This window comes from uncultured Oscillibacter sp., assembly GCF_900544955.1.
Classification (GTDB): domain Bacteria; phylum Bacillota; class Clostridia; order Oscillospirales; family Oscillospiraceae; genus Oscillibacter.
Window position 1 is genome coordinate 25054 of record NZ_UQXD01000014.1, and the last position, 25091, is coordinate 50144.

25 protein-coding genes and 1 pseudogene are annotated in these 25091 nt (G+C 66.5%); 12 read left to right on the forward strand and 14 right to left on the reverse strand.

The annotated features are described in order from the left end of the window. The first annotated feature begins 79 nt into the window (after nucleotides 1-79). From QZS21_RS05115 to QZS21_RS05130, 4 genes are all read left to right on the forward strand, one after another. Nucleotides 80-481, forward strand: a complete 402-nt coding sequence (locus tag QZS21_RS05115) for a VOC family protein (protein ID WP_295580976.1) — start codon at nucleotides 80-82, stop codon at nucleotides 479-481. A 401-nt stretch (nucleotides 482-882) separates the two neighbouring features. Further along, a complete protein-coding gene (locus tag QZS21_RS05120) occupies nucleotides 883-1260 on the forward strand; it encodes a BlaI/MecI/CopY family transcriptional regulator (RefSeq protein WP_295580978.1) in 378 nt (125 codons plus the stop codon). Then, nucleotides 1257-5327: a M56 family metallopeptidase gene (locus tag QZS21_RS05125; RefSeq protein ID WP_295580981.1), complete on the forward strand. Its 4071-nt coding sequence runs from the start codon at nucleotides 1257-1259 to the stop codon at nucleotides 5325-5327. The genes QZS21_RS05120 and QZS21_RS05125 overlap by 4 nt, the downstream gene beginning before the upstream one ends. Nucleotides 5328-5379: 52 nt before the next feature. After that, nucleotides 5380-5775: a rhodanese-like domain-containing protein gene (locus QZS21_RS05130; protein ID WP_295580984.1), complete on the forward strand. Its 396-nt coding sequence runs from the start codon at nucleotides 5380-5382 to the stop codon at nucleotides 5773-5775. A 71-nt stretch (nucleotides 5776-5846) separates the two neighbouring features. Here the strand turns inward: QZS21_RS05130 and QZS21_RS05135 are convergent, their stop codons facing one another. From QZS21_RS05135 to QZS21_RS05145, 3 genes are all read right to left on the reverse strand, one after another. Next, complete coding sequence (locus tag QZS21_RS05135) at nucleotides 5847-6962, reverse strand: DHHW family protein (RefSeq protein ID WP_295580986.1); 1116 nt, start codon at nucleotides 6960-6962, stop codon at nucleotides 5847-5849. A gap of 13 nt (nucleotides 6963-6975) precedes the next feature. Next, a complete protein-coding gene (locus QZS21_RS05140) occupies nucleotides 6976-8370 on the reverse strand; it encodes an MBOAT family protein (RefSeq protein ID WP_295580987.1) in 1395 nt (464 codons plus the stop codon). Nucleotides 8371-8439: 69 nt separating this feature from the next. Further along, the gene (locus QZS21_RS05145; protein WP_295580989.1) at nucleotides 8440-8922 is read right to left on the reverse strand and encodes a DUF4358 domain-containing protein; all 483 of its coding nucleotides are present in this window, start codon (nucleotides 8920-8922) and stop codon (nucleotides 8440-8442) included. Nucleotides 8923-9179: 257 nt separating this feature from the next. On the opposite strand from QZS21_RS05145, the gene QZS21_RS05150 reads away from it, so the two are divergent. The 4 genes from QZS21_RS05150 to QZS21_RS05165 all read left to right on the forward strand — a co-directional run bounded on the left by QZS21_RS05150 (nucleotide 9180) and on the right by QZS21_RS05165 (nucleotide 12667). Further along, nucleotides 9180-10199, forward strand: a complete 1020-nt coding sequence (locus QZS21_RS05150; protein WP_295580991.1) for a low specificity L-threonine aldolase — start codon at nucleotides 9180-9182, stop codon at nucleotides 10197-10199. A 137-nt stretch (nucleotides 10200-10336) separates the two neighbouring features. Next, nucleotides 10337-10462, forward strand: a complete 126-nt coding sequence (locus QZS21_RS05155; RefSeq protein ID WP_295580993.1) for a hypothetical protein — start codon at nucleotides 10337-10339, stop codon at nucleotides 10460-10462. Between the two features lie 9 nt (nucleotides 10463-10471). Beyond that, the gene (locus QZS21_RS05160; RefSeq protein ID WP_295580994.1) at nucleotides 10472-11752 is read left to right on the forward strand and encodes a putative DNA modification/repair radical SAM protein; all 1281 of its coding nucleotides are present in this window, start codon (nucleotides 10472-10474) and stop codon (nucleotides 11750-11752) included. A 54-nt stretch (nucleotides 11753-11806) separates the two neighbouring features. Then, on the forward strand, nucleotides 11807-12667 hold the full coding sequence (locus QZS21_RS05165; protein WP_295580997.1) for a TIGR03915 family putative DNA repair protein: 861 nt from the start codon (nucleotides 11807-11809) through the stop codon (nucleotides 12665-12667). Here the strand turns inward: QZS21_RS05165 and QZS21_RS05170 are convergent. From QZS21_RS05170 to QZS21_RS05215, 10 genes are all read right to left on the reverse strand, one after another. Further along, on the reverse strand, nucleotides 12555-13259 hold the full coding sequence (locus tag QZS21_RS05170; RefSeq protein WP_295580999.1) for a sigma-70 family RNA polymerase sigma factor: 705 nt from the start codon (nucleotides 13257-13259) through the stop codon (nucleotides 12555-12557). The two genes, QZS21_RS05165 and QZS21_RS05170, sit on opposite strands and share 113 nt — an antisense overlap. Then, nucleotides 13256-13705 carry an anti-sigma F factor gene (gene spoIIAB / locus QZS21_RS05175; protein ID WP_295581000.1) on the reverse strand — a complete coding sequence of 150 codons (450 nt, stop codon included), beginning with the start codon at nucleotides 13703-13705 and terminating at the stop codon, nucleotides 13256-13258. Before spoIIAB ends, QZS21_RS05170 begins: the two co-directional genes overlap by 4 nt. A gap of 20 nt (nucleotides 13706-13725) precedes the next feature. Further along, nucleotides 13726-14031 carry an anti-sigma factor antagonist gene (locus QZS21_RS05180; RefSeq protein ID WP_295581002.1) on the reverse strand — a complete coding sequence of 102 codons (306 nt, stop codon included), beginning with the start codon at nucleotides 14029-14031 and terminating at the stop codon, nucleotides 13726-13728. A 220-nt stretch (nucleotides 14032-14251) separates the two neighbouring features. Next, entirely contained in the window at nucleotides 14252-14800 is a 549-nt protein-coding gene (locus tag QZS21_RS05185) for a DUF3795 domain-containing protein (RefSeq protein WP_295581004.1), read from the reverse strand. Between the two features lie 425 nt (nucleotides 14801-15225). Next, nucleotides 15226-17862: a valine--tRNA ligase gene (locus QZS21_RS05190; RefSeq protein WP_295581006.1), complete on the reverse strand. Its 2637-nt coding sequence runs from the start codon at nucleotides 17860-17862 to the stop codon at nucleotides 15226-15228. A gap of 27 nt (nucleotides 17863-17889) precedes the next feature. After that, nucleotides 17890-18399 (reverse strand): hypothetical protein, encoded by a 510-nt coding sequence (locus QZS21_RS05195; RefSeq protein ID WP_295581008.1) that lies wholly within the window; start codon nucleotides 18397-18399, stop codon nucleotides 17890-17892. Between the two features lie 13 nt (nucleotides 18400-18412). Further along, the gene (locus QZS21_RS05200) at nucleotides 18413-18943 is read right to left on the reverse strand and encodes a YcxB family protein (protein ID WP_295581010.1); all 531 of its coding nucleotides are present in this window, start codon (nucleotides 18941-18943) and stop codon (nucleotides 18413-18415) included. Nucleotides 18944-19276: 333 nt separating this feature from the next. Then, nucleotides 19277-19978 (reverse strand): RNA polymerase sporulation sigma factor SigE, encoded by a 702-nt coding sequence (sigE, locus tag QZS21_RS05205; RefSeq protein WP_295581012.1) that lies wholly within the window; start codon nucleotides 19976-19978, stop codon nucleotides 19277-19279. Continuing rightward, nucleotides 19920-20849 (reverse strand): sigma-E processing peptidase SpoIIGA, encoded by a 930-nt coding sequence (locus QZS21_RS05210; RefSeq protein WP_295581014.1) that lies wholly within the window; start codon nucleotides 20847-20849, stop codon nucleotides 19920-19922. Before QZS21_RS05210 ends, sigE begins: the two co-directional genes overlap by 59 nt. 220 nt (nucleotides 20850-21069) lie before the next feature. After that, nucleotides 21070-21261: a DUF951 domain-containing protein gene (locus tag QZS21_RS05215; protein ID WP_295581016.1), complete on the reverse strand. Its 192-nt coding sequence runs from the start codon at nucleotides 21259-21261 to the stop codon at nucleotides 21070-21072. A 92-nt stretch (nucleotides 21262-21353) separates the two neighbouring features. Here QZS21_RS05215 and QZS21_RS05220 point away from each other — a divergent pair, with 92 nt between their 5' ends. Then, on the forward strand, nucleotides 21354-22289 hold the full coding sequence (locus tag QZS21_RS05220) for a S1 RNA-binding domain-containing protein (RefSeq protein WP_295581018.1): 936 nt from the start codon (nucleotides 21354-21356) through the stop codon (nucleotides 22287-22289). Here the strand turns inward: QZS21_RS05220 and QZS21_RS05225 are convergent. Further along, on the reverse strand, nucleotides 22270-23538 hold the full coding sequence (locus QZS21_RS05225; RefSeq protein WP_295581020.1) for a replication-associated recombination protein A: 1269 nt from the start codon (nucleotides 23536-23538) through the stop codon (nucleotides 22270-22272). The genes QZS21_RS05220 and QZS21_RS05225 overlap by 20 nt on opposite strands. A 133-nt stretch (nucleotides 23539-23671) precedes the next feature. Between QZS21_RS05225 and nth the strand changes: the two genes are divergently transcribed. The 3 genes and pseudogenes from nth to QZS21_RS05240 all read left to right on the forward strand — a co-directional run. Beyond that, complete coding sequence (nth, locus tag QZS21_RS05230) at nucleotides 23672-24307, forward strand: endonuclease III (RefSeq protein WP_295581022.1); 636 nt, start codon at nucleotides 23672-23674, stop codon at nucleotides 24305-24307. A 295-nt stretch (nucleotides 24308-24602) separates the two neighbouring features. Beyond that, complete coding sequence (locus tag QZS21_RS05235; RefSeq protein WP_295581024.1) at nucleotides 24603-24860, forward strand: hypothetical protein; 258 nt, start codon at nucleotides 24603-24605, stop codon at nucleotides 24858-24860. Nucleotides 24861-24884: 24 nt separating this feature from the next. Beyond that, nucleotides 24885-25091: pseudogene (locus tag QZS21_RS05240) on the forward strand (hypothetical protein); the annotation flags it as partial.

Consider the following 25091-nt stretch of genomic DNA (forward strand, 5'->3'; position numbering starts at 1 on the left):
GGTTGTGAAGCCGTCCATCCTATGGTAAGATGAAACCGGCAGGCCAAGCCTGACCACCAAAAAACGGAGGATATTGACCATGGCACTGAAGCTTGTGGGCTGGAACGCCGTTCTGGACTCCGACCATGCGGACGAACTGTCCGCGTTTTACGAAAAACTGCTGGGCTGGACCCGGTTCCCGGGCGCGGAGTACACGGTTCTGACCAATCTGGAGCAGGAGGGGCTTCCCACCTGGATCACCTTTCAGCAGGTAGACGGCTACACGCCGCCCGTCTGGCCTGCGGCCCGGGACGAACAGCAGCAGATGGCGCATCTGGACTTCCACGTGGAAAACGTGGAGGAGGCCGTGGCATACGCCCTGTCCTGCGGCGCCACCATGGCCGGGCAGCAGTTTGACGACCGCTGGCGCGTGATGCTGGACCCCGCGGGGCACCCCTTCTGCCTCCTGCCGCCCATCATGCCCTGGACCACGGAGGACTGACGCGCCGTTGGCGGGACTGCGGTCCCCGGCCCGCAGCCGGCACCTCTGCGGGCTGGGAAGGCCTTTTTCCCCGCGCCAGCCTGCTGGGCAAGCCAGAGCCGCGCCCGGTGCGGCGGAAACACGGCGCCGCCTCGCATAGAATTGCATATCTAAGTTTGAGGATCAGGCGCTTGCGCCCAAAAGCGGCGAGTGCCATGCCCGCCAGGCACCGCGGTACGCACACGCCGCCGGTGCGGTCCGAAAAACTTTTTCAACAGCCAGGGAGGGAGCCGCTCCAAAAGGAGCGGCTCCCTCCCTGTTCTGCGCCGCCCGTCACCATTTGTAACCATTTTGAGGTTGACAATTGTCTACCGACCTGTTAGGGTAATGGTAGACAATCGTATACCTTTGGAGGTGAAGACATGCAGATCAATCTGTCCGACAGCGAGTGGAAGCTGATGAACCGCCTGTGGGAGCAGGCGCCCCGCACCATCATGGAGCTGACCGCCGCGGTGCGGGAGGAGACCGGGTGGACGAAGAACACCGTCATCACCATGCTCTCCCGGCTGGAGGCCAAGGGCGCCGTCCGGCACGAGGAGGGCGGCCGGGCCAAGCGGTACTACCCCGCCATGGCCCGGGAGGACGCGGCGGCCCGGGAGACGGAGAGCTTTCTCTCCAAGGTCTATGGCGGGAGCCTGGGGCTGATGATGAGCGCCATGGTGGAGAGCCGGGCGCTGACGGAGGCGGAGATCGCGGAGCTGTCCGCCATTTTGGAACGGGCGGGAGGTGCGCAGACATGAAAGACGTGCTCTTGACATCCTCGGTGCTGATTCTCGCCCTGCTGGTCCTGCGGCGGCTGTTTCGCCGCACCATTCCCCGGCGGGCGCAGTACGCCCTGTGGGCGCTGGTTCTGGTGCGCCTTCTGGTGCCGGTGAGCCTGCCCGCCGTGGAGCACAACGTGCTCACCGCCGCCGCGCCGGTCCGGGAGACCATCTCCAGCACCCTGGAGACCCAGGCGCTGTACATCCCCATGGAGCGGGAACCGCTGGAGGAACACCCCACCGCCCCGGACCTGTCCCCGGAACGCGCCATGCCCCCCGCCGCCTCCAGCGTGTGGGTGGTGGGCGACGACGAGACCGCCGTCCGCTACCGGAGGCTGGACGCACCGGCGTTCCTCTTACAGGGCCTCTGGCTCTCCGGCGCCGCCGTGATGACGGCCCTGTTCCTGGCCGCCAACCTCCGCTTTTGGAAAATGCTCCGGCGGCGGAGAACACCCTGCCCCGTGGAGGGCTGCCGGTATCCCGTCTATCTGGTGGCGGAGGGCCTGCCCTCCCCCTGCCTGTTCGGCTTTCCCCGCCCCGCCATCTACCTCACCCCCGCCGCCTGCGCCTCCCCGGAGCGCCTGCGGCACGTGATCGCCCACGAGACCACCCACGCCCGGCACCTGGACCCTCTGTGGAGCCTGCTGCGGTGCGTGTGCCTGGCGGTGTACTGGTTCAACCCCCTGGTGTGGGCCGCCGCCGCGGCCTCCAAGGCGGACTGTGAGCTGGCCTGCGACGAGGGGGCCCTGCGGCGGCTGGGGGAGGCGGAGCGCATCCCCTACGGCCAGACCCTCCTCACCCTGATTCCGGTGCAGCGGGGGCCCGGCTCCCCCCTGCTCTCCGCCACCACCATGACGGCGGGCAAGCGGCAGCTCCGGGACCGCATCACCCGCATCGCCGGAAACCCGCAGACCGCCGCCGTGGCCCTCTTCGCCGCGGTGGCCCTGGCGGCGCTGGTGTGCATGGCCACCTTCACCGGCCCCAAGGCTCCCGGCGACCTCTCCGGCTTCACCCGGGATACTTCTGTCTCCCTGGCGGAGGCGGAACCCTGGACGGCGGAGGCGGTCCCCGTCATGGACATGGACGCCGGGGACGTCTCCTGGGTGCTGGACCGCACCACGCTGGCGGACGGCACCGTGGTGGGCTACGGGTATCTGGAGGACCGGAGCGTGGCCTACTGGTATGCCGACAGCGCCGAGGCGGAGACCCTGCACCGCTTTCTCCTCTGCCCGCCCACGGACTTCGGCGGCTATGCCGTGAAGCCGGTGTTCGACCTTCTGGGCCGCGACGGCTTCCGCGCCGCCTACGAGGCGGGAGAGGACCTGGAGCCCTACGCCGGGGAGGGCGGCGTCTACGAGGCCTGGCGCTACTACTATTTCGACGGCGGTAGGCTGTACCTCCTGGCCACCGCCCCCGGCACCGTGACGGAGAACCCCTGGCCGGGCACCCTGCTGGCCTGCACCGGCGTCGAACCGGGCGTCCTGCTCTACTTCCAGCGCGGCGGCAATCTGTACCGGGCGGAGCTGACGGCTCTGACGGCGGCGGCCTACCCCGGCTGGAAGAGCATCGGCATGGCCTGGGACGACGGCGCCCGCCTGCTCTGCGCCACCGGCTACCGCTCGGGCGACTACGCCATGTGCCGCCGGTACGGGGCGCTGGACGGGGCGGAGCTGGTGTTCTACCGGGATGCCCGCCCCCTGGACGACCACGTGCTGGGCACCACGGAAGTGCCGGACGACGTGCTGGACGCCGCCCGCAGGCTGGTGGCCCGGCGGTACGAGGACGCCGCCGCCTCTCAGGACTGGTTCAACGCCTATGACGACTGGCGCATTGAGCACCTGGAGGAGGCCTACACCTACTCCCCCGCCGACGGCTCGGACTTCTGGGGCCGGGAGATCGAGGTCTATCAACTAAACTATGAGTTCCACACTTCCGCACCGCTGGCGGACGTCCCCCTGGCCGGGGGAATGTACGTCACGGAGGACGGCTGGGTGTGCCCCACCTATCCAGATTGCACCTACCTCCTCTTCCAGGTGGAAAACGGCAAACGGACCTTCCTGTACGCCGTGATGGAGAACGACTGCTCCCCCGGAACGCCGCTGTTTACGGAGGATATGGAGCGCACCTTCCTGGAAAACGGCGAGCTCACCGTGGCGGGCATGACCCCGGAGAGCCTCTGGACCCTGTTTCGGCAGGAACCGGCCGCCGCCATTTCCCGGCTCTCCTCCTGCTACGACGACGAGCGGGACCTGGGGTGCCGCGCCCTCTCCTGGGAGGCGGCGGCCCTGGACGACGCGGGCAGGTCGAGCCTCTTTCAGTTCCTGAACGGACTCGGCCTCACCGGGCGGGACGCCCAGACCCTGGACCTGCTGCGCTACCACGCCGGAGACCTGTCCTACGACACCCTGCCCCAGGAGGTGCTGGGCCTCTACACGGAGGTGGCGGCGGCCTATGCCTGGGGGCGGCGGGCGGCTGCGCCCTACCTCTACTTCATCAGCGAGGAGCACCGGGACCTGGAGCTGAACAGCGGCGCCGACGTCCCCCAGTACCTGCAACTCGAGTACGGCCGCTGGATCAACCCCGGCCTCTACGCCGTGGTGGTGCGCGTCACAGACGCCGACGGCCGGCTCAAGCGAACCCCCCACAACTACTGCTTTGCCGCCCTCATCGACGGCCGGTGGCAGTGGGTGGGCAACGTGGACTACCTTCCGGCGGAGCTGCGCCAGGGCCTGGACGCCGCGCGGTACGACTATTTCGATCCCAGCTTCCTGGGCACCCTCGCGGACACCCACGCGGAGCTCACGGCCCCGGAGCAGCCTCCCACCGAGAGCGAGCTGCACCGCGCCATTCTCGCCAGCCGGCGGCGGGCCACCGGCCACACCTTCGATTTCTACGCCGAGGCCCACCGCGTTCTGGATGAAAAGACAGCCGGCGACACCTACACGGCGTATCTCATGGTCCACTACGCCGCCTACACCCTGTCAAACGGCGTTTGGACCGCCGACGTGGACGGCCAGTTCCCCGCCGCCGCCACCTTCACCGCCCGGGACGGCAAGTGGGCGCTGTCCGAATACTGGGAGCCGCGGGGCGGCGGACAGTATGGGCCGGACATCCAGGCAAACTTCACGGAAACGGCGGCGGACGCCCTGTTCTCCGACGGCGCCGGCGGCTGGTGGGACGGTCTTGCCGCCCAGTGCCGCGACGCGGCGGACCGGCACTTCTCCGAAATCGTGCCCCACACGGTTGCCTCCCTCTCCCCGGTGTACGCCGTTCCCGGCGACAAGGGCCGCTTCCCCGTCCTCCAGTTTGACTCCTACGGCGCGGCCCACGCCTATGTCCTGGGTCAATTGGACCGGACCATCGGCGTGGAGGAGAGCGTCTCCATGGAGGACGGGACCACCGTCTTCCGGGGCGCCGAGGCGCACAGCCTGGCCCCCGTGCTGTACCTGGTGGACCCAAGCGGCACGGCGGCACGCCTCCCCGCGCCGAAGACGGCGTCCTCCATCGCCCGGAATCTCCGGGTGGACGGCTATACCTTCACCTATCAATACTCTCTGGCGGACTATGACGACCGGGCCTGCTTCGCCGTGGAGCCCCGGAGCGGCACCTACTCCGTGACGGACGTCTCCCCCTGGACCCGGACCAAGGCCCTGCCGCTGCCGCAAAATCCCCCCTCCTACGAGGAGACCCTGGCCCAGCTCACCGCCTCCCACACCATCGTTCAGCAGTGGGAGGGGGAGGAGGCCCTGGTGGTGGAGGCCGCGGAGCAGGGCGCCCCCCATGCCGATTCCAGTCTGTACCTGGTGCTGAAAACCGGCGGAATCCTCAACCTGCCGGACCCGCCCAGGGTCGGCATGTGGGAGACCGCTGAATTGAGCGATATCACCTTCTCCGAAGGAAGGGTGGTGTACCTGGCCTCCTTCGACCACCGGGCGGGCACCTTCCTGGGCGGCCCGGAGGAGGACGTCTACCACGAGGCCGGCACCTATACCTACGACGTGAACTGGAAGGACGGCGTTCTCACGGAATCCTTCCTGGCCAACTAGTCCTTTTCTTTTCCTCCTGTTTCGGGTATACTCGAAACAGGAGGATTTTTCTATGAAACAGTTTTTTCTGCTGGCACTGCTGATCGTCTGCGCGGCGGCGGCGCTGAAGCTCTACACCGCCAAGGCCCCCGGCGGCGAAAAGCAAACCCTGACGGCGGCGGAGGCCAAGGCGCGCCTGGACTCCGGAGACCCGGTGGTGGTGCTGGACGTGCGGACCCAGGCGGAGTACGGCGAGGGCCACATCCCCGGCGCCCTGTGCCTCCCCAACGAGACCATCGGCGGCGAGGCCCCGGCGGCCCTGCCGGACAAGGACGCGGAGATTCTGGTGTACTGCCGCTCCGGCCGCCGCAGCGCGGAGGCCGCCCGAAAGCTGACGGAGCTGGGCTACACCCGGGTGTTCGACTTCGGCGGCATCCAGAGCTGGCCCTACGAGACCACCGCGGAGTGACCCGCGGGGACAAAAAAAAAGAGACAAGCTGCGGCTTGTCTCTTTTCTTATTCTCTCCGGCGGGATGGGCGTCACTGGGTCAGCAGCGCCAGATTCCGGTCGGAGATGAAATTGGGGATGCTGTACACCACGCAGATCTGATCCACGCCGTTTTCCGCCGCGTACCGGACCGCCGGGGCCCGGTAATACCGCAGGTCCAGCAGATGGACCTCGGAAAACCGCTGGGCCAGGAAGGGGGCCAGGGCGTCGGAGTAGGAGTCCCGGATCAGCAGGAGCTTCTCCCCTCCGGCCAGGGCCTCGTTCCGGATGACGCACAGAGGCTGGTTCCCCCCCAGGAAGGCGGCGTACTGGTCCTTCACCGCAAGGTAGGACCGCTCGTACAGCGGGGCCGGAGCCGCCGCTCCGGTGCGCCAGGAGGTGACGGTCAGGCCATCCTCCTCCACCCAGAACTCCATGGTGTCCGGCGGCAGCCAGTGGACGCCGGAGGTGGAGTACAGCGTGCCGCGGAAGCTCTCCGACGCGGTTTCCTGTGTAAAGTCCTCCGCCTTTAATGGCTCCTTCCCCAGGGCTTCCAGGAGGGCGTTGGCCCCGTAGAAGGCCCCCAGGGTGGTCCAGTGGTGGTCCGTGCGGTAGAAGATGGGCTCCCCGGCGTGGGCGGCCAGGGCGGAGCGGAAGTCCACCAGGGGCAGCCCCGTCTCCGCCGCGCCGCGCAGCAGCTGCGTCTGGTCCCAGCTCTCCGCCCCGGCGGGCAGTTTCTCCTGCCACACCTCCGCCGCGGAGGGGATCAGCCCCAGGGTCACGGGGACCTCCGCCCGCTCCGCCAGGGACGCGGCGTAGCCCAGGTTCTTCTCCGCCTGCTCCCCCTCCGGCGGCTCCACCTTGGCAATCAGGGTGTCGCCGCAGAGGTAGACGCCGTTGAACGCCGTCTTGCCCAGAACCTGCTCCGCCCGGGCCTTCAGGCCCGTCCAGCCGTCCCGCATGGGAAACTGGTCCGCGAAGTAGGTCTCCACCGCCGCTGTGTAGCTGCCGTCCGCCAGGGCGGACCAGGAGAACGCCGGCACCTGGGCCAGGGTCCGGTTCTCCGCGTCGGACCGCTCCCGGTCCGGCAGCGCCAGGTGCCACGCCAGCATGCCCCCCAAAAAGAGGCAGAAAAAGGCCGCGAGCGCGCGGCTGTATGCCTTTGTCATCAGCGGCCTCCTCTCAAAACCGGAAGTACAGGAAGGGATTGTAGCTACCGTCCACCAGATAGGCGGTGCAGGCCACCAGCCCCAGGCCCATCAGCACCGGGGTCAGAGCCTGCCGCGCCCGCTCCGGCAGGCGGGCCCAGCCGTCCCGGCCCAGGGTGGTGGAGGCCAGCGCCAGCACCAGCAGCGTGACGGCGTAGCTGCGCAGGCGGTAGCCGTCCGCCGCGCTCCACAGCGGGGCGTCGCCGAAACAGGCCGCCAGATACCGCCCGCACACCCCCAGGTCCTCCATGGCGAAGATGCCCCAGCCCAGAAAGACCACCACCAGGGTGTAGACGTGCTTCACGGCGGCTGGGACGTGCTCCAGAAGGCCCCGCAGCAAATACTTCTCCAGCATCAGCCAGCAGAAGAAGTACAGCCCCCACAGCACGAAGTTCCAGCTGGCGCCGTGCCAGAAGCCGGTGCAAAACCACACGATGAAGATGTTCCGGACGGTCCGCGCCGTGCCGCGGCGGTTGCCTCCCAGGGGAATGTAGAGATACTCCCGGAACCAGCCGGTGAGGGACATGTGCCACCGCCGCCAAAACTCCGTCACCGAGGCGGAGAGGTAGGGGTAGTCGAAGTTCTCCAAAAAGCGAAAGCCGAACATCCGCCCCAGGCCGATGGCCATGTCGGAGTAGCCGGAGAAGTCGAAGTAAATCTGGAAGCCGAAGGCCGCAAGGCCCATCCAGCCCCCCGCCGCCGTCAGCGTTCCGGCGGCCTGGGACGCCAGGCACTCCTCCCACAGGGCGCCCACGGCGTTGGCCAGCAGCACCTTCTTCGCCAGGCCCACGCAGAACCGGCGGGCGCCCAGGGCGAAATCCTCCGCCGTGTTCACCCGGTGGTCCAGCTCCCGGGCCACCGACTTGTACTGGACGATGGGCCCGGCGATCAGCTGGGGGAACATGGTGACGAAGGCGCCGAACTTCACCATGTTCCGCTGCACCGGGGCGTCCCCCCGGTAGACGTCGATGGTGTAGCTCATGGTCTGGAAGGTGAAAAAGGAGATGCCGATGGGCAGGGGAATGCCCATCTGGGGCAGGTTCACGCCGGGGAGCAGGCTCAGGTTGGCCGCCAGGAAGTCCCAATACTTGAAAAAGCCCAGCAGCAGCAGATTGAACACCACCGACTGCCCCACAAACCACCGGGCCTTTTTGTCGTCCGCCCGGTACTTCTCCACCAGCATCCCGTGGGTATAGTCGATGAGGATGGACAGCACCATGATGGACACATACACCGGCTCGCCCCAGCCGTAGAAAAACAGGCTCACCAGCAGCAGCACCCAGTTCCGCCACCGGAGGGGCGTCAAAAAGTACAGCGCCAGCGTCACCGGCAGATAGGCAAATAAAAAGGTCAGGCTGCTGAAAATCAAGGCGTCTCCTCCCCTTTCCGCAAGAATGCGGCCGCAGCGCTGCTGCGGCCGCGTGTTCCGGTTCCCGGCTCAGGCAAACAGGTCATTGAACTGGTCCGCAAGCTCCGTCTGGTGCTCCGCAGAGGCGATCATGGCCACGTAGGTCCCCTGCTGGATCACGGCGCCCTTGCCCCAGGCCTCCATGGACTCGGGATACCAGGCGCCGCCCTCGGCCTGGGTGTCGATCCGGTCTTGGAGAATGGCGGCGGCCTTGGAGGCGTCCTCCTCCGTCTTGCACTGGAGGAACACCACCTCATTCACCACAGCGCTCATCATGGGCATCTTGGCCACGAACTGCTCCGTCTCGATGTCGGAGAGGCCGGGATAGTAGGTCTCCAGCATCTCCCCCTCGATATCCGTCATATAGCCCCCGCCCCAGTCGTAGCGCTCCTCCAGGCCGCTGTAAAAGTCCGTCAGATCGGCGTCCGCCGTCTCGCCGCCCTTTCCGCCGCAGGCGGTCAGCAGTCCCACAACCAGCAGGGCCCCCAGGGCCAGTGTCATCCATTTCTTCATGCTTGTTTCCTCTCTGTTCCATTGTGATTTCCCGTATATAGACGGGCCCCCATGGGAAAAGGTTCCCTCTTAGCATTCCCAAAATGGGGCAATTTCTTTCTTTTGGCCGGAAACCGGCCCAGCGGCACGGGCGGCCAAGGACAAGTTTTTTTCCTCTGCTTGCATTTATACCCGAACCGCGCTATGATTGCAACATCAATTTCGTTACAGTTCGGCAATCCATTTTGTTACTTTTTCAGAAAGCAGGTCGAAACCCTATGTACAGCTTCCGCAACGATTACAGCGAGGGGGCCCATCCCCGGGTCCTCCAGGCCCTTCTGGACACCAATCTGGAGCAGACCTGCGGCTACGGTATGGACCGCCGGTGCACCGCCGCCGCAGACTTGATCCGGGGCCTGTGCCGGGCGCCGGAGGCCGCCGTCCACTTCCTCACCGGCGGCACCCAGGCCAATCTGGTGGTCATCGACGCCCTGCTCCACTCCTACGAGGCGGTGATCGCCGCCCACACCGGCCACGTGAACGTCCACGAGACCGGCGCCATTGAGGCCACCGGCCACAAAGTCTGCACCGCCCCCTCCCCCGACGGCAAGCTGACCCCCGCCCTGGTGGAGGCGGTAGTGGCCGCCCACAGCACAGAGCACATGGTCCATCCCCGCCTGGTGTACATCTCCGATTCCACGGAAACCGGCACCGTCTACTCCCGGGGAGAACTGACCGCCCTGCGCCGCTGCTGCGACGACAACGGCCTGCTGCTGTTTCTGGACGGCGCCCGGCTGGGTTCCGCCCTGACCTCCCCCGGCTGCGACGTGACGCTGCCGGACCTGGCGGCCCTCACCGACGCCTTCTATCTCGGCGGCACGAAAAACGGCGCCCTCTTCGGGGAGGCCCTGGTGCTCACCGTCCCCTGCCCCCACTTCCGCTGGCATATGAAACAGCGGGGTGCCGTCCTGGCCAAGGGCCGGCTGCTGGGCGTCCAGTTCCAGGCGCTGCTGGAGGACGGGCTGTACTTTGACCTGGCCCGCCACGCCAACGACATGGCCTTCCGCCTCCGGGACGGCGTCGCCGCCCTGGGCTATCCCTTCCCGGTGTCCTCCCCCTCCAACCAGCAGTTCCCCGTCCTGCCCAACGCCGTGGTGGAGGCCCTCCAGGCCAAGGGCTACGAATTTGAGATCGACCACCCGGCGGACCGGGACCACACCTGCATCCGCCTGGTCACCAGCTGGGCCACCCTGCCGGAGGCGGTGGATGCCTTTTTGCGGGACCTGGCCGCCTGCTGACCGCTTTGAAAAATCCCCGCTCTTTTTAGAAAAGAGCGGGGATTTTTCCGCCTTTTTTCCCGAAATCCCCTTGACACGAACGTTTGTTCGAGTTATAGTAGGTGTAGAACAAAAGTTCGAACTAGGAGGAATGGACCATGACAGGCTGGACTTTCTTTTTCATTCTGGTGGGCGTGGCGTTTCTGACCGCCCAGCTCTTCCGCATCATCGACGCCATTGAGCGTCCCGCCCGGCATCCCCGCCGCCGGGCCACGGCCCGGTGAGCTCCGGCCATGGACGTCCTGGAAAAGCTGACCATCCTCACCGACGCCGCCAAGTACGACGCCGCCTGCACCTCCAGCGGCGGAAACCGCACCGCCAAAAAGGGCTATATCGGCAACACCTCCTCTTCCGTGGCAGGGTGCTGCCACTCCTTTTCCGCCGACGGCCGGTGCGTCACGCTGCTGAAGGTGCTGCTGACCAACCGCTGCGTCTATGACTGCAAGTACTGCGTCAACCGCCGCAGCAACGGCGACATCCCCCGGGCCGCCTTCACGCCGGAGGAGCTGGCGGATTTGACCATCAGCTTCTACCGGCGGAATTATATCGAGGGCCTGTTCCTCTCCTCCGGCGTGTACCGCAGTCCGGACTACACCACGGAGCTGATGATCCGGGCGCTGCGGCTGCTGCGGGAGCAGCACCGCTTCAACGGCTATATCCACGCCAAGGCCATCCCCGGCACCGCGCCGGAGCTGGTGGAGCAGCTGGGGCTGCTGGCGGACCGGCTCAGCGTCAACATCGAGTTGCCCTCGGAGGCGGGGCTCCGGGCCTTGGCCCCGGAGAAGACCAAGCACGCCATTCTCTCCCCCATGCGGCAGATTCAAACCCGCGGCCGCCAGAGCCGGGAGGAGCTGACAAAGTACCGCCACGCCCCCAAGTTCGCCCCCGCCGGGCAGAGCACCCAGCTGATCGTGGGCGCCACGGCGGACAGCGACCTCCACATCCTCCGGCTGACCCAGGGGCTGTACGACCGCTACCGGCTCAAACGGGTGTTCTACTCTGCCTATGTGCCGGTGGTGGAACACGCCCTGCTGCCCGCCAAGGACGTGAAGCCGCCCCTGCTGCGGGAGCACCGGCTGTACCAGGCGGACTGGCTGCTGCGGTTTTACGGCTTCCGGGCGGAGGAGCTGCTGGACGAGGGCACGCCGGACTTCGACCCCCGGGTGGATCCCAAGTGCAGCTGGGCCCTGTCCCACCTGGACTTCTTCCCCGTGGAGGTGAACACCGCCGGCTACGAGACATTGCTCCGCGTCCCCGGCGTGGGCGTCACCTCCGCCAAGCGCATCCTCTCCGCCCGGCGGGCCGGCCGCCTGCATATCGACGATCTGCGCAAGCTGGGGGTGGTGATGAAGCGGGCCCAGTATTTTCTCACCGCCTCCGGCAAACTGGCGGAGGGACTGCGCTTCACCCCAGACAGCCTGCTCCGGGGGCTCATCGCCGCCGAGCGGCCCCAGCTGCCCCAGCAGGAGCTGGTACAGCTGTCCCTGTTCGACCCGGTGGGCGTCCCCGGATGACCCTTCCACACGCGGCCCCCGCCTCGGGGCGCCGCCCGCTTCGGAGAACTCGCCATGTCCACAGAAATGGTCTACCTCTACGACGGCAGCTTTGAGGGCTTCCTCTGCTGCGTCTTCGACAGCTATGCCAACAAAGAAGTCCTCACCGCGATCTGCCGCGATGAGGACTTTGTGCCCACCCTCTTTGCCACCCGGTCCATCCAGACGGATCGGGACCACGCAAATCGGGTTCTTCGTAAAGTTGTAAAGTGTTCCCCCTACACAGCAGAGCTGCTGCACAAGGGCTTTCTCACCTGTCTGGAAAACCGGGAGCTGTTCCTCTACCGCCTGGTGGTGAAGCTGCTGCGGGAGGGACCCGGCTTTCTGCGGAACTATGCCGACGAGACGCTGCATCCCGTCTTGAAGGCGGTGCGGCACCTGGAGGGCGAGGCCCACCTGCTGAAGGGCTTCGTCCGGTTTTCCGAGCTGGGGGGCGTCCTGGGCGGGGAAATCCAGCCCAAAAACCGGGTGCTCCCCCTCCTGCGCAGCCACTTCTGCGCCCGGTATCAGAACGAGCGCTTCTTCCTCTACGACCGCACCCACCAGGAGGCGCTGTTCTACGCCAACGGCAAGGCCCTTATCCGCCCCCTGGAGGCATTCCAGATGGCGCCGCCGGACGAGACGGAGGCCCATTACCGCCTGCTGTGGAAGCGGTTTTACGACACCATCGCCATCAAAGAGCGGTACAATCCCCGCTGCCGCAGGACCAACATGCCCATGCGGTATTGGTCCACCATGACGGAGTTCCAGGGGGAGGAGCACTTCAGGGCCCAAAGCTCTCCCGCAGCCGCTGCAATCCCCGGCGCTCCAGCCGGGATATCTGCACCTGGGACACCTTTAGAATCCGGGCCGTCTGCTCCTGGGTCATCCCCTTGAAATAGCGGAGGAGAATGGTCATCCGCTCTTTCTCCGGCAGGCGGTCGATGGCCTCCCGCAGGGCGATGCGCTCCACCAGTCCCTCCTCCGGCGCCTCGGTGCCCAGGGTGCCCTCCAGGGTCAGCCCGTCCGCCGTCTCCTGCTGGAGGGATTCCGGCGCGTCAGTGGCCAGGTCCGTCTGGGCGATCTCCTCCGCCGTCAGCCCCGTGGCCTCCGACAGCTCGGAGAGGGCCGGCTCCCGGCCCAGGCGGTGCCGCAGGCGCTCCCGGACACCGTAAAGCATTTGTGCTTGCTCCCGGATGCTGCGCCCCACTTTCAGCGCGCCGTCGTCCCGGAGAAACCGGCGGATCTCCCCCGCGATCTTGGGCACCGCATAGGTGGAAAAACAGGTGCCGTAGGAGAAGTCAAACCCCTGCACCGCCTTCAAAAACCCCAGGCACCCCAGCTGGTACAGGTCCTCCGGGTCCACCCCCCGGCCGTAATACCGCCGCACCACGCTCCAGATGAGGCCGTTGTTCTCCACCACCGCCTGCTCGCAGGCCTCCCGGTCCCCCTCCTGGGCCGCCCGCAGCAGCTCCAGCGTGGCGCTCATTTCCCGGTTTTCAGCCGGGGGGCCAGCTTCTTCTTCATCACCACGCTGGTGCCCCGGCCCGGCACGGAGCGGATGGCCAGCTTGTCCATGAAGCTCTCCATGATGGTGAAGCCCATGCCGCTGCGCTCCTCCCCGCCGGTGGTGAACATGGGCTGCCGGGCCTTGTCCACATCCGGGATGCCCCGCCCGTGGTCCTTCACCGTCAGCTCCAGGATGTTCCCCGGGCAGATGCGGGCCCGGACCACCACCTTGCCGATGGAGTCCGGATAGGCGTGGACGATGGCGTTGGTCACCGCCTCGCTGACGGCGGTTTTGATGTCCTCCAGCTCGTTGAGGGTGGGGTCCATCTGGGCCGCGAAGCAGGCCACGGCGGCCCGGGCAAAGCCCTCGTTGCTGCTGCGGCTGGGAAATTCCATGGTGACCTCGTTGGATGCCCTTGTTTTCATCGTTATGTAAACCTCCTCTTTTATCGGATCGTCACTAGACGGCCAATGCCCGCGGCGTCCAGCACCCGTCTGGCCTGGGCCGGGACGTTGCACACCAACAGGCTGCCGTCCAGCAGCTGCATCCGCTGTTGGGCCCGCAGGATCAGGGCAATGCCGGAGCTGTCCATAAAGGTGACGCCCGCCAGGTCCATGACCAGCTTGCGCGGCAGCGCCGCGTCGATGGCCTGCTCCACTTCCCGGAGCGCGTTGCGGGCGCCGTGGTGGTCCAGCTCCCCGCTGATCTCCAGCAGCAGGTTTCGGTCCGCGCTTTTGACTTGCAGTTCCATATGATTCGCCTCTTTTGTGGATAGTTTTCCCGGAAATGTGAGTTTTATCAACGGATGGCGGAGGGTCCGCCCCGGGGCGCCCCTCCGGAGGGGACGCAGCGGCCGCGCGCCGCGCAAAAAAATCACCGCAAGGCCTTTCGCCTTACGGTGATGATACCATGTCCTTTTTTTGCATTCTGTCGAAATCCTAGGGGTTTCCCGGGAAAGTGCCCCAATTTTTTCATTTCCCGCCGGTTTTTTTCCGCAGCTTCAAGACCACGCCCTGCCGCTCCGCGGCCTCCCCCAGCAGCGCCGCCGCCCGGGCGGCCCGCTCCTCCAGGGGCGCTTCCCCAACCTGCTCCAGCGTCTCCATCACGGAGCGCAGCGCCTCCAGCTCCAGCAGGTTCGCCGCCAGGGCAAACAGGGTTTTGCGCCGCCCGTCGTTGTGCTCCGCCAGCAGGCGGTCCAACATGGCGCGCCGCTCCCGCTGCTCCGCCCCGTAGGCCTCCGGGCCCATGCGGCGGGCTTTTTCCATGTCCGAACGGCGGTTGCGGGTGGTAATCAGCACGTCGTATGCGTCCCTCTCCGCATACCGGCCGCAGGGAAACGCCTCACACTGCCAGCAGTAGGCCACGCCGCCGTGGTCCAGGCTGCACCGGGCGACGGCGCAGCCCTGGTTCCCCGCCCCGCCGCCGCAGCCGGGGCAGTATCCGCCTAGGCGCATGGTGCAGAGGCCGCAGTTCAGCCCGCAGAGGGAAAACCACTGGTCTTCGCGTACAAACCCCTTCACGCCGCATCTCCTCTCCAGGCACCCGCAGACTGCGGGTGCCTTGCTCTTTTTGCCCTTGCCGGGGGACAGACGCCTTCCGCCCGCCGCAAGCCGCCGGACATCCACAGCGCCTCCGCCGCCTCTCACGGAATCCGTTTGCCGCACCGGGACTACCGCAAGCGCCGCTTGTCCTATAAGGTTATTTCCCATTACAGGTATTTCAAGCAGATCTTTTCCCGCGGAATCAGCGCCCTTCTCCGTCGGAGCGGCGGAAAACGGCGTTTGGGCGGCACGCAGAACAGCCGCCTTCCGGCGGCTGTTTGTTTACGGCAAACGCCCCGCCCCATTTTCGATGCCGCCGGGGACGGCGCCCTCTGGGCCACCCCGGACAGCATCTTTTCGCGCCGCCGGCTCCGGCGCCCCCAGCCGGGGGCGCCGGTCTGCGCTTACGCCTGCATCGCCTGGGCGGACTCCTCCAGCTTGGCGATCAGCTCCCGGTACTTGGCGGCCTTCTCCTTCTCGGCATTCACCACCGCCTCGGGGGCCCTGGAGACGAACTTCTCGTTGGAGAGCTTCTGCTCCACCATGCGCAGACCGTTCTCTGCCTTCTCCCGCTCCTTAGCGATGCGCTCCAGCTCCGCGGCGATGTCCACCAGCTCGCTGAGGGGCATATAGGCCGTGGCGTTGTGGGTGACCACCGTCACCATTCCGGTGACGTCGGCGGGGGCAGTCCGGGCAAACTTCACCTCGCTGGCGAAGGCCAGGCGCTGGATGAAGTGGACACCCTGGGCGTAGACGTCCGGCGCATCGGTGACCAGCAGGACCTCCGCCTTTTTGGAGGGGGGCACGTTCATCTCGGACCGGCGGGCCCGGATGGCCTTGATGGTATCCATCACCGCCTCCATGGCGGCCTCCTCCGCCGGGAAGCACAGCGCCTCCCGGTACTCCGGCCAGCGGGCGGTCATCAGATACGCCCCCTCGTGGGGCAGGGCCTGAAAAATCTCTTCGGTGATGAAGGGCATGAAGGGGTGCAGCAGCTTCAAAAGCTCCGTCAGCACGTAGCACAGCACCTGCTGCGCCGTCTCCTTGGCCCCCTCGTCCCCGCCGCTCAGGCGGCTCTTGGTCAGCTCGATATACCAGTCGCAGTAGGTGTCCCACAGGAAGTCGTAGACCTTGGCGGAGGCCACGCCGATCTCATAGCTGTCCAGGTTCTCCGTGACCTCCTTCACCAGGGTGTTCAGCTTGGAGAGCACCCACTTATCCTCCGGCGCCAGGTCCGCCGCCGGGGGCAAGACGCAGCGGGAAATGGTCAGGTTCATCATGACAAAGCGGCTGGCGTTCCAGATTTTGTTGGCGAAGTTCCGCATGGCCTCGCACCGCTCGGTATAAAACCGCATGTCGTTGCCCGGGGAGTTGCCGGTGATGAGGTTGAAGCGCAGGGCGTCGGCGCCGTACTTCTCCGCGATCTCCAGGGGGTCGATGCCGTTGCCCAGGGACTTGGACATCTTGCGTCCCTTGTCGTCCCGGACCAGACCGTGAATCAGCACGGTGTGGAAGGGGATTTTCTTCATCTGCTCGCAGCCGGAGAAGATCATCCGGGCCACCCAGAAGAAGATGATGTCATACCCCGTCACCATGACGGAGGTGGGATACCAGTAGTCCAAATCCGCCGTCTGCTCCGGCCAGCCCAGAGTGGAGAAGGGCCACAGGGCGCTGGAGAACCAGGTGTCCAGCACGTCCTCCTCCCGGGTCAGGTGGGTGGAGCCGCACTTGGCACACTTCACCGGGTCCTGGCGGTCCACGTTGATGTGGCCGCACTCGTCGCAGGTCCAGGCGGGAATCTGATGACCCCACCACAGCTGGCGGGAGATGCACCAGTCATGGACGTTCTCCATCCAATTGGTGTAGGTCTTGGAGAACCGTTCGGGGACGAACTTCACCTCGCCGTCCCGGACCACCCGCAGCGCCTCCTGGGCCAGGGGCTCCATCTTCACAAACCACTGGGCGGAGATCAGGGGCTCCACGTCGTTGTGGCAGCGGTAGCAGGTGCCCACGTTGTGGCTGTAGGGCTCGGTCTTCACCAGATACCCCTGCTCCTCCAGGTCCTTCACAATCTGCCGGCGGCACTCGTAGCGGTCCAGCCCGTGGTAGGGGCCGCCGTTTTCGTTGATCTTGCCGTCGTCCCCGATGCAGCGGATGACCTCCAGGTTGTGGCGCAGGCCCACCTCAAAGTCGTTGGGGTCGTGGGCGGGGGTCATCTTCACGGCGCCGGTGCCGAAGCCCAGCTCCACGTAGCTGTCCGCCACAATCGGAATCTCCCGGTTCATGATGGGCAGGATGCAGGTCTTCCCCACCAGGTCCCGGAACCGCTCGTCCTCCGGGTTCACGGCCACGCCGGTGTCGCCCATCATGGTCTCCGGGCGGGTGGTGGCCACCACCAGGTCCCCGGAGCCGTCCGCCAGGGGATAGCGGATGTGCCACAGGCGGCCGGGCTTGTCCTGGTACTCCACCTCCGCGTCGGAGAGGGCGGTGGTGCAGTGGGGGCACCAGTTGATGATGCGGCTGCCCTTATAGATGAGGCCCTTGTCGTACAGGTCGCAGAAGGTCTCCCGCACGGCCTTGGAGCAGCCCTCGTCCATGGTGAAGCGGGAGCGGCTCCAGTCGCAGGAGACGCCCAGCTTCTTCTGCTGGGCCACGATGCGGTCGCCGTACTTCTCCTTCCACTGCCACACCCGCTGGAGGAACTTCTCCCGCCCCAGGTCGTAGCGGGTCTTGCCCTCGTTGACCCGCAGGTCCTCCTCCACCTTGATCTGGGTGGCGATGCCGGCGTGGTCCGTGCCGGGCAGCCACAGCGCGGCGTAGCCCTGCATCCGCTTGAAGCGGGTGAGGATATCCTGGAGGGTGGAGTCCAGGGCATGGCCCATGTGCAGCTGGCCGGTGACGTTGGGGGGCGGCATCACAATGGAAAAGGGCTGTTTCTCCGGGTCCGGGCGGCCCTTGAAGCAGTCGCCGTCCATCCACATCTGGTAGATGCGGGACTCCACCTGCTGGGGCTCATACACCTTCGGCAATTCTCTGTTCATCTGGCTTCTCCTTTTCTTTCCATGGTCTCAGGCGCGCTGATAGGCCTTGCCGCACCGCTCCTCCAGGAAGCGGCGCAGCTCCTCCGGGTCCCTTCCGGGCAGCTTGTCCAGTTCGACGGAGAGGCTGGCCAGGGGGTCCAGGAAGATAAAGTCGTATCCCCGGTAGTATACCAGGGCGTATACCTTGTCATAACTGTGGCGGATTTTCTGGTCGCCGATGACCTCGTAAAAGCAGCCGTTTTCAAACTGCACCTTGCCCTTGTACAGCACCCGCAGCCGGGCAAAGGCGGCGCTGACCTGGTTGGGAATCAGGCCCGCGATCAAAAACAGCAGGCCGATCAGCAGGTGGCTCACCCGCCGAAAGGAGGGTCCCTCCGCCGCGATGGCCGTCCACATGCCCCAGGTCCGCCAGACGCCCACCGCCAGACACACCACCCGGAACAGCAGCATCTGCTTGCGCCGGAACAGCTTTTCGGACACGTCGTACAGCGCCAAAAGCTGCCGGTAGGTCAAATTCATCTCCGCTTCAAATCTCATCTGTCTTCTCCCTTTATCTGATCTGTTCCACCGGCCTCCCGGCGGCTTGGCTGATAAACTCCCGGAATTCCCCGGGGCTTCCCCCGGTGAAATCCGCCTTTCGCAGGGGAAACCGCATCTCCCCCTGCAAAAAGAGGTAGAAGCGCTCCCCGTCCTCCCAAACGTCCGTCAAGGCGGCGTAGCGGTAGCTGCCGCCCCCGCCGGGTTCCCACAGGGAGAAGCCCTCCCCGTCGAAGGAGAGGCGCAGGCGGCGGTCCGGGTACTCCGCCCGGAGGGCCGCCTCCTCCCGCCGGGAGGCCAGGAACGCCCGGGGGTCCTTTTGCCGCAGTGCCGGCACGCCGTACAGCAGGCACAGCGCCCCCAGCAGCGTCAGCAGGTTGAAAAGGCCCCCCAACGCCCCCGCCAGGCACAGCGCGGCGCCCAGCACCGCCATGCCCAGGCCCCAGAGCCGCTGGAGGCCCGCCGCCGCCCGCACCCCCGTGCCCAGGACCTTTCCATGGAGGGCGAAGGCCTTCCGCCACGCGTCCCAATCCCGCCATGTCACCGTCGTCTCCACCTGGAACACCGGCGATCCCCCCTTCGCAAAAAACGCCCTGAGCCTTTCGGCTCAGGGCGAACAGCAGTCCGTGGTACCACCTGAATTCGGGAAACTCCCGCACTCACCGGCGCACAGGCGCCGCTCCCCGGTAACGGCGGGTCACCGTTGCGGCTTACTGCTCCTTCAGCCCAATGCTCCGGGACGACTTCCCCGCCGCGGTCACGGGAGCTTCCACCAAACCGCTCCCTCTCTTGGCTTTCCACCGGCGGGTACTGCTTCCCTTCCTCGCAGTTCCCATATTCTGTCCTAGTATAGTATACCCGGTTTGGATTGTCAAGCTCAGGATAGCCGCAGAATCTCCTTTTTCAGACGGGAGATGATCCGCTTCTCCAGCCGGGAGATGTAGGACTGGGAGATGCCCAGTTGGTCCGCCACCTCCTTTTGGGTCTGCTCCTTGGTGCCCCCCAGGCCGAAGCGCATGGTGATGATCTGCTTTTCCCGGGGGGAGAGAATCCGGATGGCCGCCGCCAGCAGGCTCCGGTCCACGTCCTCCTCGATGGGGCGCATCACCGTGTCGGCCTCGGTGCCCAGCACGTCGGAGAGCAGCAGCTCATTGCCGTCCCAGTCGGTGTTCAGCGGCTCGTCGAAGGACACCTCCCCCTTCCGGCTGGCGTTTTTCCGCAGGTACATCAAAATCTCGTTTTCAATGCACCGGGAGGCGTAGGTGGCCAGCTTGATGTTCTTGTCCGTCCGGTAGGTGCCCACCGCCTTAATCAGGCCGATGGTTCCGATGGAGATCAAGTCCTCAATGCCCACGCCGGTGTTCTCAAACCGCCGGGCGATGTACACCACCAGCCGCAGATTGTGCTCGATCAGCTCCTTCCGGGCGTCCTCCTCGTCCAGCCGGGCCAGCAGCGCCGCCTCCCGCTCCTTGCTCAGCGGCGGCGGCAGGGTCTCGCTGCCGCCGATGTAGTGGACGCCCTCATCCGGCAGCAGTCCCAGCCGGATCAGCAGCCGCCGCCATGCCCTCTTCCAGTCCATCCCGTCCTCCTTTTCTCACCTCGCCGCCCCACAGGGCGGTATACCCGTTCCCCAGCGCCGTGGGGGACAGGGCCAGCCGCAGCGCGGAATGCCTCGCGCCGCCGATCTCCGTCCAATCGCTTCGCACCGTCAGCAGCAGTCCCCCCGCCACCCCCACCGCGTGGTAGGGCACCAGCCGGGGGCGCAGGGCCGGGGCCGCCCGCAGTACCGGCTCCAGCAGCTCCGCCGGGCGGCGCAGCCCCTCCGCCGTGCACAGCCGCGCCACCGGCCCCGGCAGCACCCCCGCCAGGCTCCCCGGCGCCGCCACCAGCACCAGCCGCCCGTCCGCCGGGTCCCGGAGGGTGTTGCCGCTGTCCCACAGGGCCGTCAGCTCCGCCGTCCTGCCCCCGATGGACACCCGCACCGGCAGCAGCCGCCCGGCCATGCCCTGGCGGGCGGAGGCCCGGAACACCACCGACACCACCAGATACCCCGCCGTGGCCGCAACCGCCAGCACCCGGCCGTCCACATCCGTGTAGAACACGCCGTTCACCATGGGGAGGCCCCCCGCCAGCAGCCCCAGCGCCAGCACTGCCCCCGCCATGCCGCAGGAGAGGAGGAAGAGCAGCAGCGTCAGCCGCAGCAGCCGCGCCTCCCCGCCGAAGGCCAGCAGGGCCAGCAGCACCCCCGCCGCCGCCTTGGCGGGTCCGGCGGCCAAAAACTCCAGCCCCGGCAGAAACACCGCCGCCGCGTACAGCCCGCCCGCCAGGGCCGCCAGGAGATACCGCCTCCGCCGCAGGGGGATGCCTGCCAGCCGGGCCGTGGCCAGCACCAGCAGATAGTCCATGATCCCGTTGAGAAAAAACACGCTGTCGATGTACACCACCGTCATGGCATCCCCTCCTCTGCCGGCGGCCCCCGGCGGCTCAGTACGCACATTATAGGCCGGTCCCCCCGTAAAACCGGTCGCAAAAAGAAACCGGACGGCCTGGGCCGTCCGGTTTCTTTTGTCGATTGGGGCGCTTATACGTAAGGGATGACCATGGACGCCACCAGGGCCACGATCATCACCACCACCAGCGTCAATGCGATGGCCCGCGTGGTTTTCTTGTTCATGTGGATGCCTCCTTCGTCACGATCTTCCGGATGCTCTTCTCCGCCTTGCTGCGGGGGAGCATCAGCTCGTGCCCGCACCCCAGGCAGCGGAGCTTGATGTCCATGCCCACCCGCAGGATCTCCCACTGGGTGCTGCCGCAGGGATGGGCTTTTTTCAATTCCACTCTGTCGTGGAGATGCAGGTCCATACGCGCCTCCTGTCAATCCGGTCTCCCGTTCTGCATATCATACGTTGTCAAACATCACGCCGCACGCCGCGGCAGATAGGATGCGATCAAACATGCCGTTGAATCATCTCTTCCCGCCGGAGGGCCTGCGCCCTCCCGCTCCCTGCTCCCTGGCGGAGCTGAAGGAGGCCCTGGCCTCCGGCGCCGTGCTGGAGGGCCCCGTCCAGCGGTGCGACACCGCCCACACCCTCCACATCCCCCTGGGGGGCGTAGAGGGCCGGATGCCCCGCGCGGAGGTCACCGCCCCCTGGATCAGCGGCTCCGACCGGGACATCGCCGTGCTGTCCCGGGTGGGCAAGTCCGCCTGCTTTACCGTCACGGACCTCCGCGCCGACGAAAAGGGGGCGCCGGTGGCCCTGCTCTCCCGCCGGGCCGCCCAAGAGGCGGCCATGGACTTTCTGCTGCCCCGGCTGGCGCCGGGGACGGTCCTCACCTGCCGGGTGACCCGGCTGGAGTCCTTCGGCGCCTTCTTGGACATCGGCTGCGGCATCGTGGCCATGCTGCCCATCGAGCACATCTCCGTCTCCCGCATCGCCCACCCCCGGGAGCGCTTCCAGCCGGGGCAGAAAATCCTGGCGGCGGTGTGGGCCGTGGACCGGGAGACCCGGCGCATCACCATGACCCACCGGGAGCTACTGGGCACCTGGATGGAAAACGCCAGCCGCTTCCGCCCCGGGGAGACGGTGCGGGGCACCGTTCGCAGCGTCAAGGAGTACGGCAGCTTCATCGAGCTTTCCCCCAACCTCTCCGGCCTGGCGGACACCCGGGAGGGCCTCCGCCCCGGCGACGGGGTCTCCGTCTTCATCAAGAGCATCCGCCCGGAGCGGATGAAAATCAAGCTCCACATCATCGAGACCCTGCCCCCCGCCCCGGAGCCGGAGCCGCTGCGCTATCAGATCACCGACGGGCGGGTGGAGCGGTGGATCTACTCCCCGCCCGGGTACGAAAGGCCGCCGGTGGAGACGGACTTCACAGCTCTTTGCCCTTGATCTTCTCCCAGTATGCCTTGGCGGCCTGCTCGGTCTTGTTGTCGCCCCACTGGTAGTAGTGCACGTCCTTTAGAACGTCCGGCAGGTACTGCTGCTCCACCCAGCGGTGGGGGAAGTCGTGGGGGTAGAGGTAGTGCTGGCGGTTGTCAAAGCCGGTGGTGTCGGCGTGGACGTTCTGGAGCTGCCGGGGGATGTCCCCGCTCCGCCCCTTGCGCACGTCCTCCATGGCGGCGATGATGGCGTTGTGGGCCGTGTTGGACTTGGGGGCAGTGGCCAGCAGCACGGCGGCCTCCGCCAGGGGCAGCCGTGCCTCCGGCAGTCCCACCTGCACCGCCGCGTCCACGCAGGCCTTGGTCACGGCGATGGCCATGGGATAGGCCAGCCCCACGTCCTCCGCCGCGATGACCAGCAGCCGCCGGCAGGGGGAGAGCAGATCCCCCGCCTCCAGCAGCCGGGCCAGATAGTGCACCGCCGCGTCGGGGTCGCTGCCTCGGATGGACTTTTGCAGGGCGGAGAGGATGTCGTAGTGGGCGTCTCCGTCCCGGTCGTAGCGCATGGCGCTGCGCTGGGCCACCTGGGCGGCGTCCTCCGCCGTCAGCACCAACTCCCCCTCCCGGGGGGACGCCGCCTGGCACAGCAGCTCCACCGCGTTGATGGCCTTGCGCACGTCGCCGCCGCAGGCGGTGGCGATCTGGAGGGGCACCCCCTCCTCCCAGCGCAGGGGCAGCTGGCTGCGCCCCTGCGCGATCTCCAGGGCCCGGCGGACGGCGGGCTCCGCCTCCTCCGCCGTCACCGCCTTGAACTCAAACACCGTGCTCCGGGAGAGCAGGGCGCTGTACACATAGAAATAGGGGTTTTCCGTGGTGGAGGCGATCAGCGTCAGCTTGCCGTTTTCCATGAATTCCAGCAGGCTCTGCTGCTGCTTTTTGTTGAAGTACTGGATCTCGTCCAGGTACAGCAGCACGCCCCCGGGCGCCAGCAGCGTCCCCACGTCCGCAATGATGTCCTTGATGTCCTGCAGGGACGCCGTGGTGGCGTTGAGCCGGTACAGGGTCTTCTGGGTTTTGGCGGCGATGATGTTGGCAAGGGTGGTCTTGCCGGTGCCGGAGGGACCGTAGAAGACCATGTTGGCGTCGGTTCCGCTTTCAATCAGCCGCCGGAGCACCGCACCGGGCCCCAGCAGGTGCCGCTGGCCTACCACTTCCTCCAGCGTCTTGGGGCGGATTTCATCCGCAAGAGGCCGCTGCATGGCGTCCCCTCCCTTCCTCATGTCTAACTTTGTATTATATCAGATTCCCCTGGAAATTGCCACGGTTTTTTCCCTGGCCTTTTGTCGAATTCTGTGGTATACTCGCCTCATCTAAAACGTGAGGTGAACCGCCATGAAATCGAAAGCCGCCATCGGCCGCATCATCGCCGTGCTGAAGGAGCTGTACCCCGACAGCCTGTGCTCGCTGCAGTATGAAAAGGACTATGAGCTGCTCTTCGCCGTGCGGCTGGCCGCCCAGTGCACCGACGAACGGGTGAACAAGGTGACTCCGGCACTATACGCCCGCTTCCCCACCCTGGAGAGCTTCGCCGAGGCGGACCCCCAGGAGGTGGGGGAGTACATCCACTCCTGCGGCTTTTTCAACGGCAAGGCCCGGGACATTGTCGCCTGCGCGCAAAAGCTGCTGATGGAGCACGGCGGCAAGGTCCCCGGCACCATGGAGGAGCTGACGGCCCTCCCCGGCGTGGGGCGGAAGACCGCCAACCTCATCCTGGGGGACGTGTTCGGCCAGCCCGCCTACGTCTGCGACACCCACTGTATCCGCATCACCGGGCGGCTGGGCATCACCGACGGGTCCAAAGACCCCCTCCAGGTGGAGCGGCAGCTCCGGGAGAAAATCCCCCCCAAGGAGTCCAACAACTTCTGCCACCGCATGGTGCTCTTCGGCCGGGACACCTGCACCGCCCGCAGTCCCAAGTGCACCGGCTGCCCCCTGCGGCAGGACTGCGACATGGGAAAAATCAACTGAGCATGCCGCCTGTCCCAGGCGCCTCCCGGCGTTTCGCCGTCGGAGTGTCACTAAAAACGCAAGCGTGTTCTGACGCGGCATGTCCGTGACCGTGCAGCCCTCCCGGTCCGCACGTGGGCAAGCGGTGCGCCTTCGGTGCACGGCACATGCCCACAGCGGGCCCAGCCTTCTCCCCAACGTGCCTGCGGCACTTTTTCGATCACACGCCGTGCCTGCGCGAAAGCGCAGGCACTTTTTTGCCTCCGGCCTCATATACTGGTTTGGAACCGACCAACCAAGACTCCAAGGAGGTATTATGGACGACAAAACCACCCGGCTGGTAGAACAGCTGAGAAGCAACCCCGCCATGCTCCAATCCCTCATGCGCTCCCGGGACGGGCAGGCCCTCATGCAGATGCTGACCCGGGGCGACCAGGGCGCGGGACTGCAGCGGGCGGTCCAGTCCGCGGCCCGCGGCAACCCGGCGGACATGGTGAAGCTGGTGAGCCAGGTCATGCAGAGCCCCGACGGCGCGGAACTGGTGGAGCGCATCAACAGAGCGGTCCAGAAATAACCCCGGGAAAGGCGGGTGGCGGATTTGGCCGAATTTGACGAAAAACTGAACAACATCCTGGCCAATCCCGACGCCATGGCCCAGATCATGCAGCTGGCCCAGTCCCTGGGCGGCGGCCAGCCCTCCGAGGCGGCGCCGCCCCCCGCCCAGCCGGCGCAGGCGCCGGTCTCTCCGCCGTCTCCGGCGGGGGCCGCGCCGGGGCCGGACCTGCTGTCCTCCCTGGCCGGCGGG

What these genes read in the sequence shown, in the direction of transcription:
- QZS21_RS05225 (WP_295581020.1), bottom strand. Translation starts at nt 23,538, where the DNA reads ATGCAGCGGCCTCTTGCGGATGAAATCCGCCCCAAGACGCTGGAGGAA.
- nth (WP_295581022.1), top strand. Translation starts at nt 23,672, where the DNA reads ATGAAATCGAAAGCCGCCATCGGCCGCATCATCGCCGTGCTGAAGGAG.
- QZS21_RS05155 (WP_295580993.1), top strand. Translation starts at nt 10,337, where the DNA reads ATGACAGGCTGGACTTTCTTTTTCATTCTGGTGGGCGTGGCGTTTCTG.
- QZS21_RS05160 (WP_295580994.1), top strand. Translation starts at nt 10,472, where the DNA reads ATGGACGTCCTGGAAAAGCTGACCATCCTCACCGACGCCGCCAAGTAC.
- QZS21_RS05120 (WP_295580978.1), top strand. Translation starts at nt 883, where the DNA reads ATGCAGATCAATCTGTCCGACAGCGAGTGGAAGCTGATGAACCGCCTG.
- QZS21_RS05220 (WP_295581018.1), top strand. Translation starts at nt 21,354, where the DNA reads ATGCCGTTGAATCATCTCTTCCCGCCGGAGGGCCTGCGCCCTCCCGCT.
- QZS21_RS05235 (WP_295581024.1), top strand. Translation starts at nt 24,603, where the DNA reads ATGGACGACAAAACCACCCGGCTGGTAGAACAGCTGAGAAGCAACCCC.
- QZS21_RS05115 (WP_295580976.1), top strand. Translation starts at nt 80, where the DNA reads ATGGCACTGAAGCTTGTGGGCTGGAACGCCGTTCTGGACTCCGACCAT.
- QZS21_RS05180 (WP_295581002.1), bottom strand. Translation starts at nt 14,031, where the DNA reads ATGGAACTGCAAGTCAAAAGCGCGGACCGAAACCTGCTGCTGGAGATC.
- QZS21_RS05150 (WP_295580991.1), top strand. Translation starts at nt 9,180, where the DNA reads ATGTACAGCTTCCGCAACGATTACAGCGAGGGGGCCCATCCCCGGGTC.
- QZS21_RS05170 (WP_295580999.1), bottom strand. Translation starts at nt 13,259, where the DNA reads ATGAGCGCCACGCTGGAGCTGCTGCGGGCGGCCCAGGAGGGGGACCGG.
- QZS21_RS05165 (WP_295580997.1), top strand. Translation starts at nt 11,807, where the DNA reads ATGTCCACAGAAATGGTCTACCTCTACGACGGCAGCTTTGAGGGCTTC.
- QZS21_RS05130 (WP_295580984.1), top strand. Translation starts at nt 5,380, where the DNA reads ATGAAACAGTTTTTTCTGCTGGCACTGCTGATCGTCTGCGCGGCGGCG.
- QZS21_RS05190 (WP_295581006.1), bottom strand. Translation starts at nt 17,862, where the DNA reads ATGAACAGAGAATTGCCGAAGGTGTATGAGCCCCAGCAGGTGGAGTCC.
- sigE (WP_295581012.1), bottom strand. Translation starts at nt 19,978, where the DNA reads ATGGACTGGAAGAGGGCATGGCGGCGGCTGCTGATCCGGCTGGGACTG.
- QZS21_RS05195 (WP_295581008.1), bottom strand. Translation starts at nt 18,399, where the DNA reads ATGAGATTTGAAGCGGAGATGAATTTGACCTACCGGCAGCTTTTGGCG.
- spoIIAB (WP_295581000.1), bottom strand. Translation starts at nt 13,705, where the DNA reads ATGAAAACAAGGGCATCCAACGAGGTCACCATGGAATTTCCCAGCCGC.
- QZS21_RS05210 (WP_295581014.1), bottom strand. Translation starts at nt 20,849, where the DNA reads ATGACGGTGGTGTACATCGACAGCGTGTTTTTTCTCAACGGGATCATG.
- QZS21_RS05125 (WP_295580981.1), top strand. Translation starts at nt 1,257, where the DNA reads ATGAAAGACGTGCTCTTGACATCCTCGGTGCTGATTCTCGCCCTGCTG.
- QZS21_RS05215 (WP_295581016.1), bottom strand. Translation starts at nt 21,261, where the DNA reads ATGGACCTGCATCTCCACGACAGAGTGGAATTGAAAAAAGCCCATCCC.
- QZS21_RS05145 (WP_295580989.1), bottom strand. Translation starts at nt 8,922, where the DNA reads ATGAAGAAATGGATGACACTGGCCCTGGGGGCCCTGCTGGTTGTGGGA.
- QZS21_RS05135 (WP_295580986.1), bottom strand. Translation starts at nt 6,962, where the DNA reads ATGACAAAGGCATACAGCCGCGCGCTCGCGGCCTTTTTCTGCCTCTTT.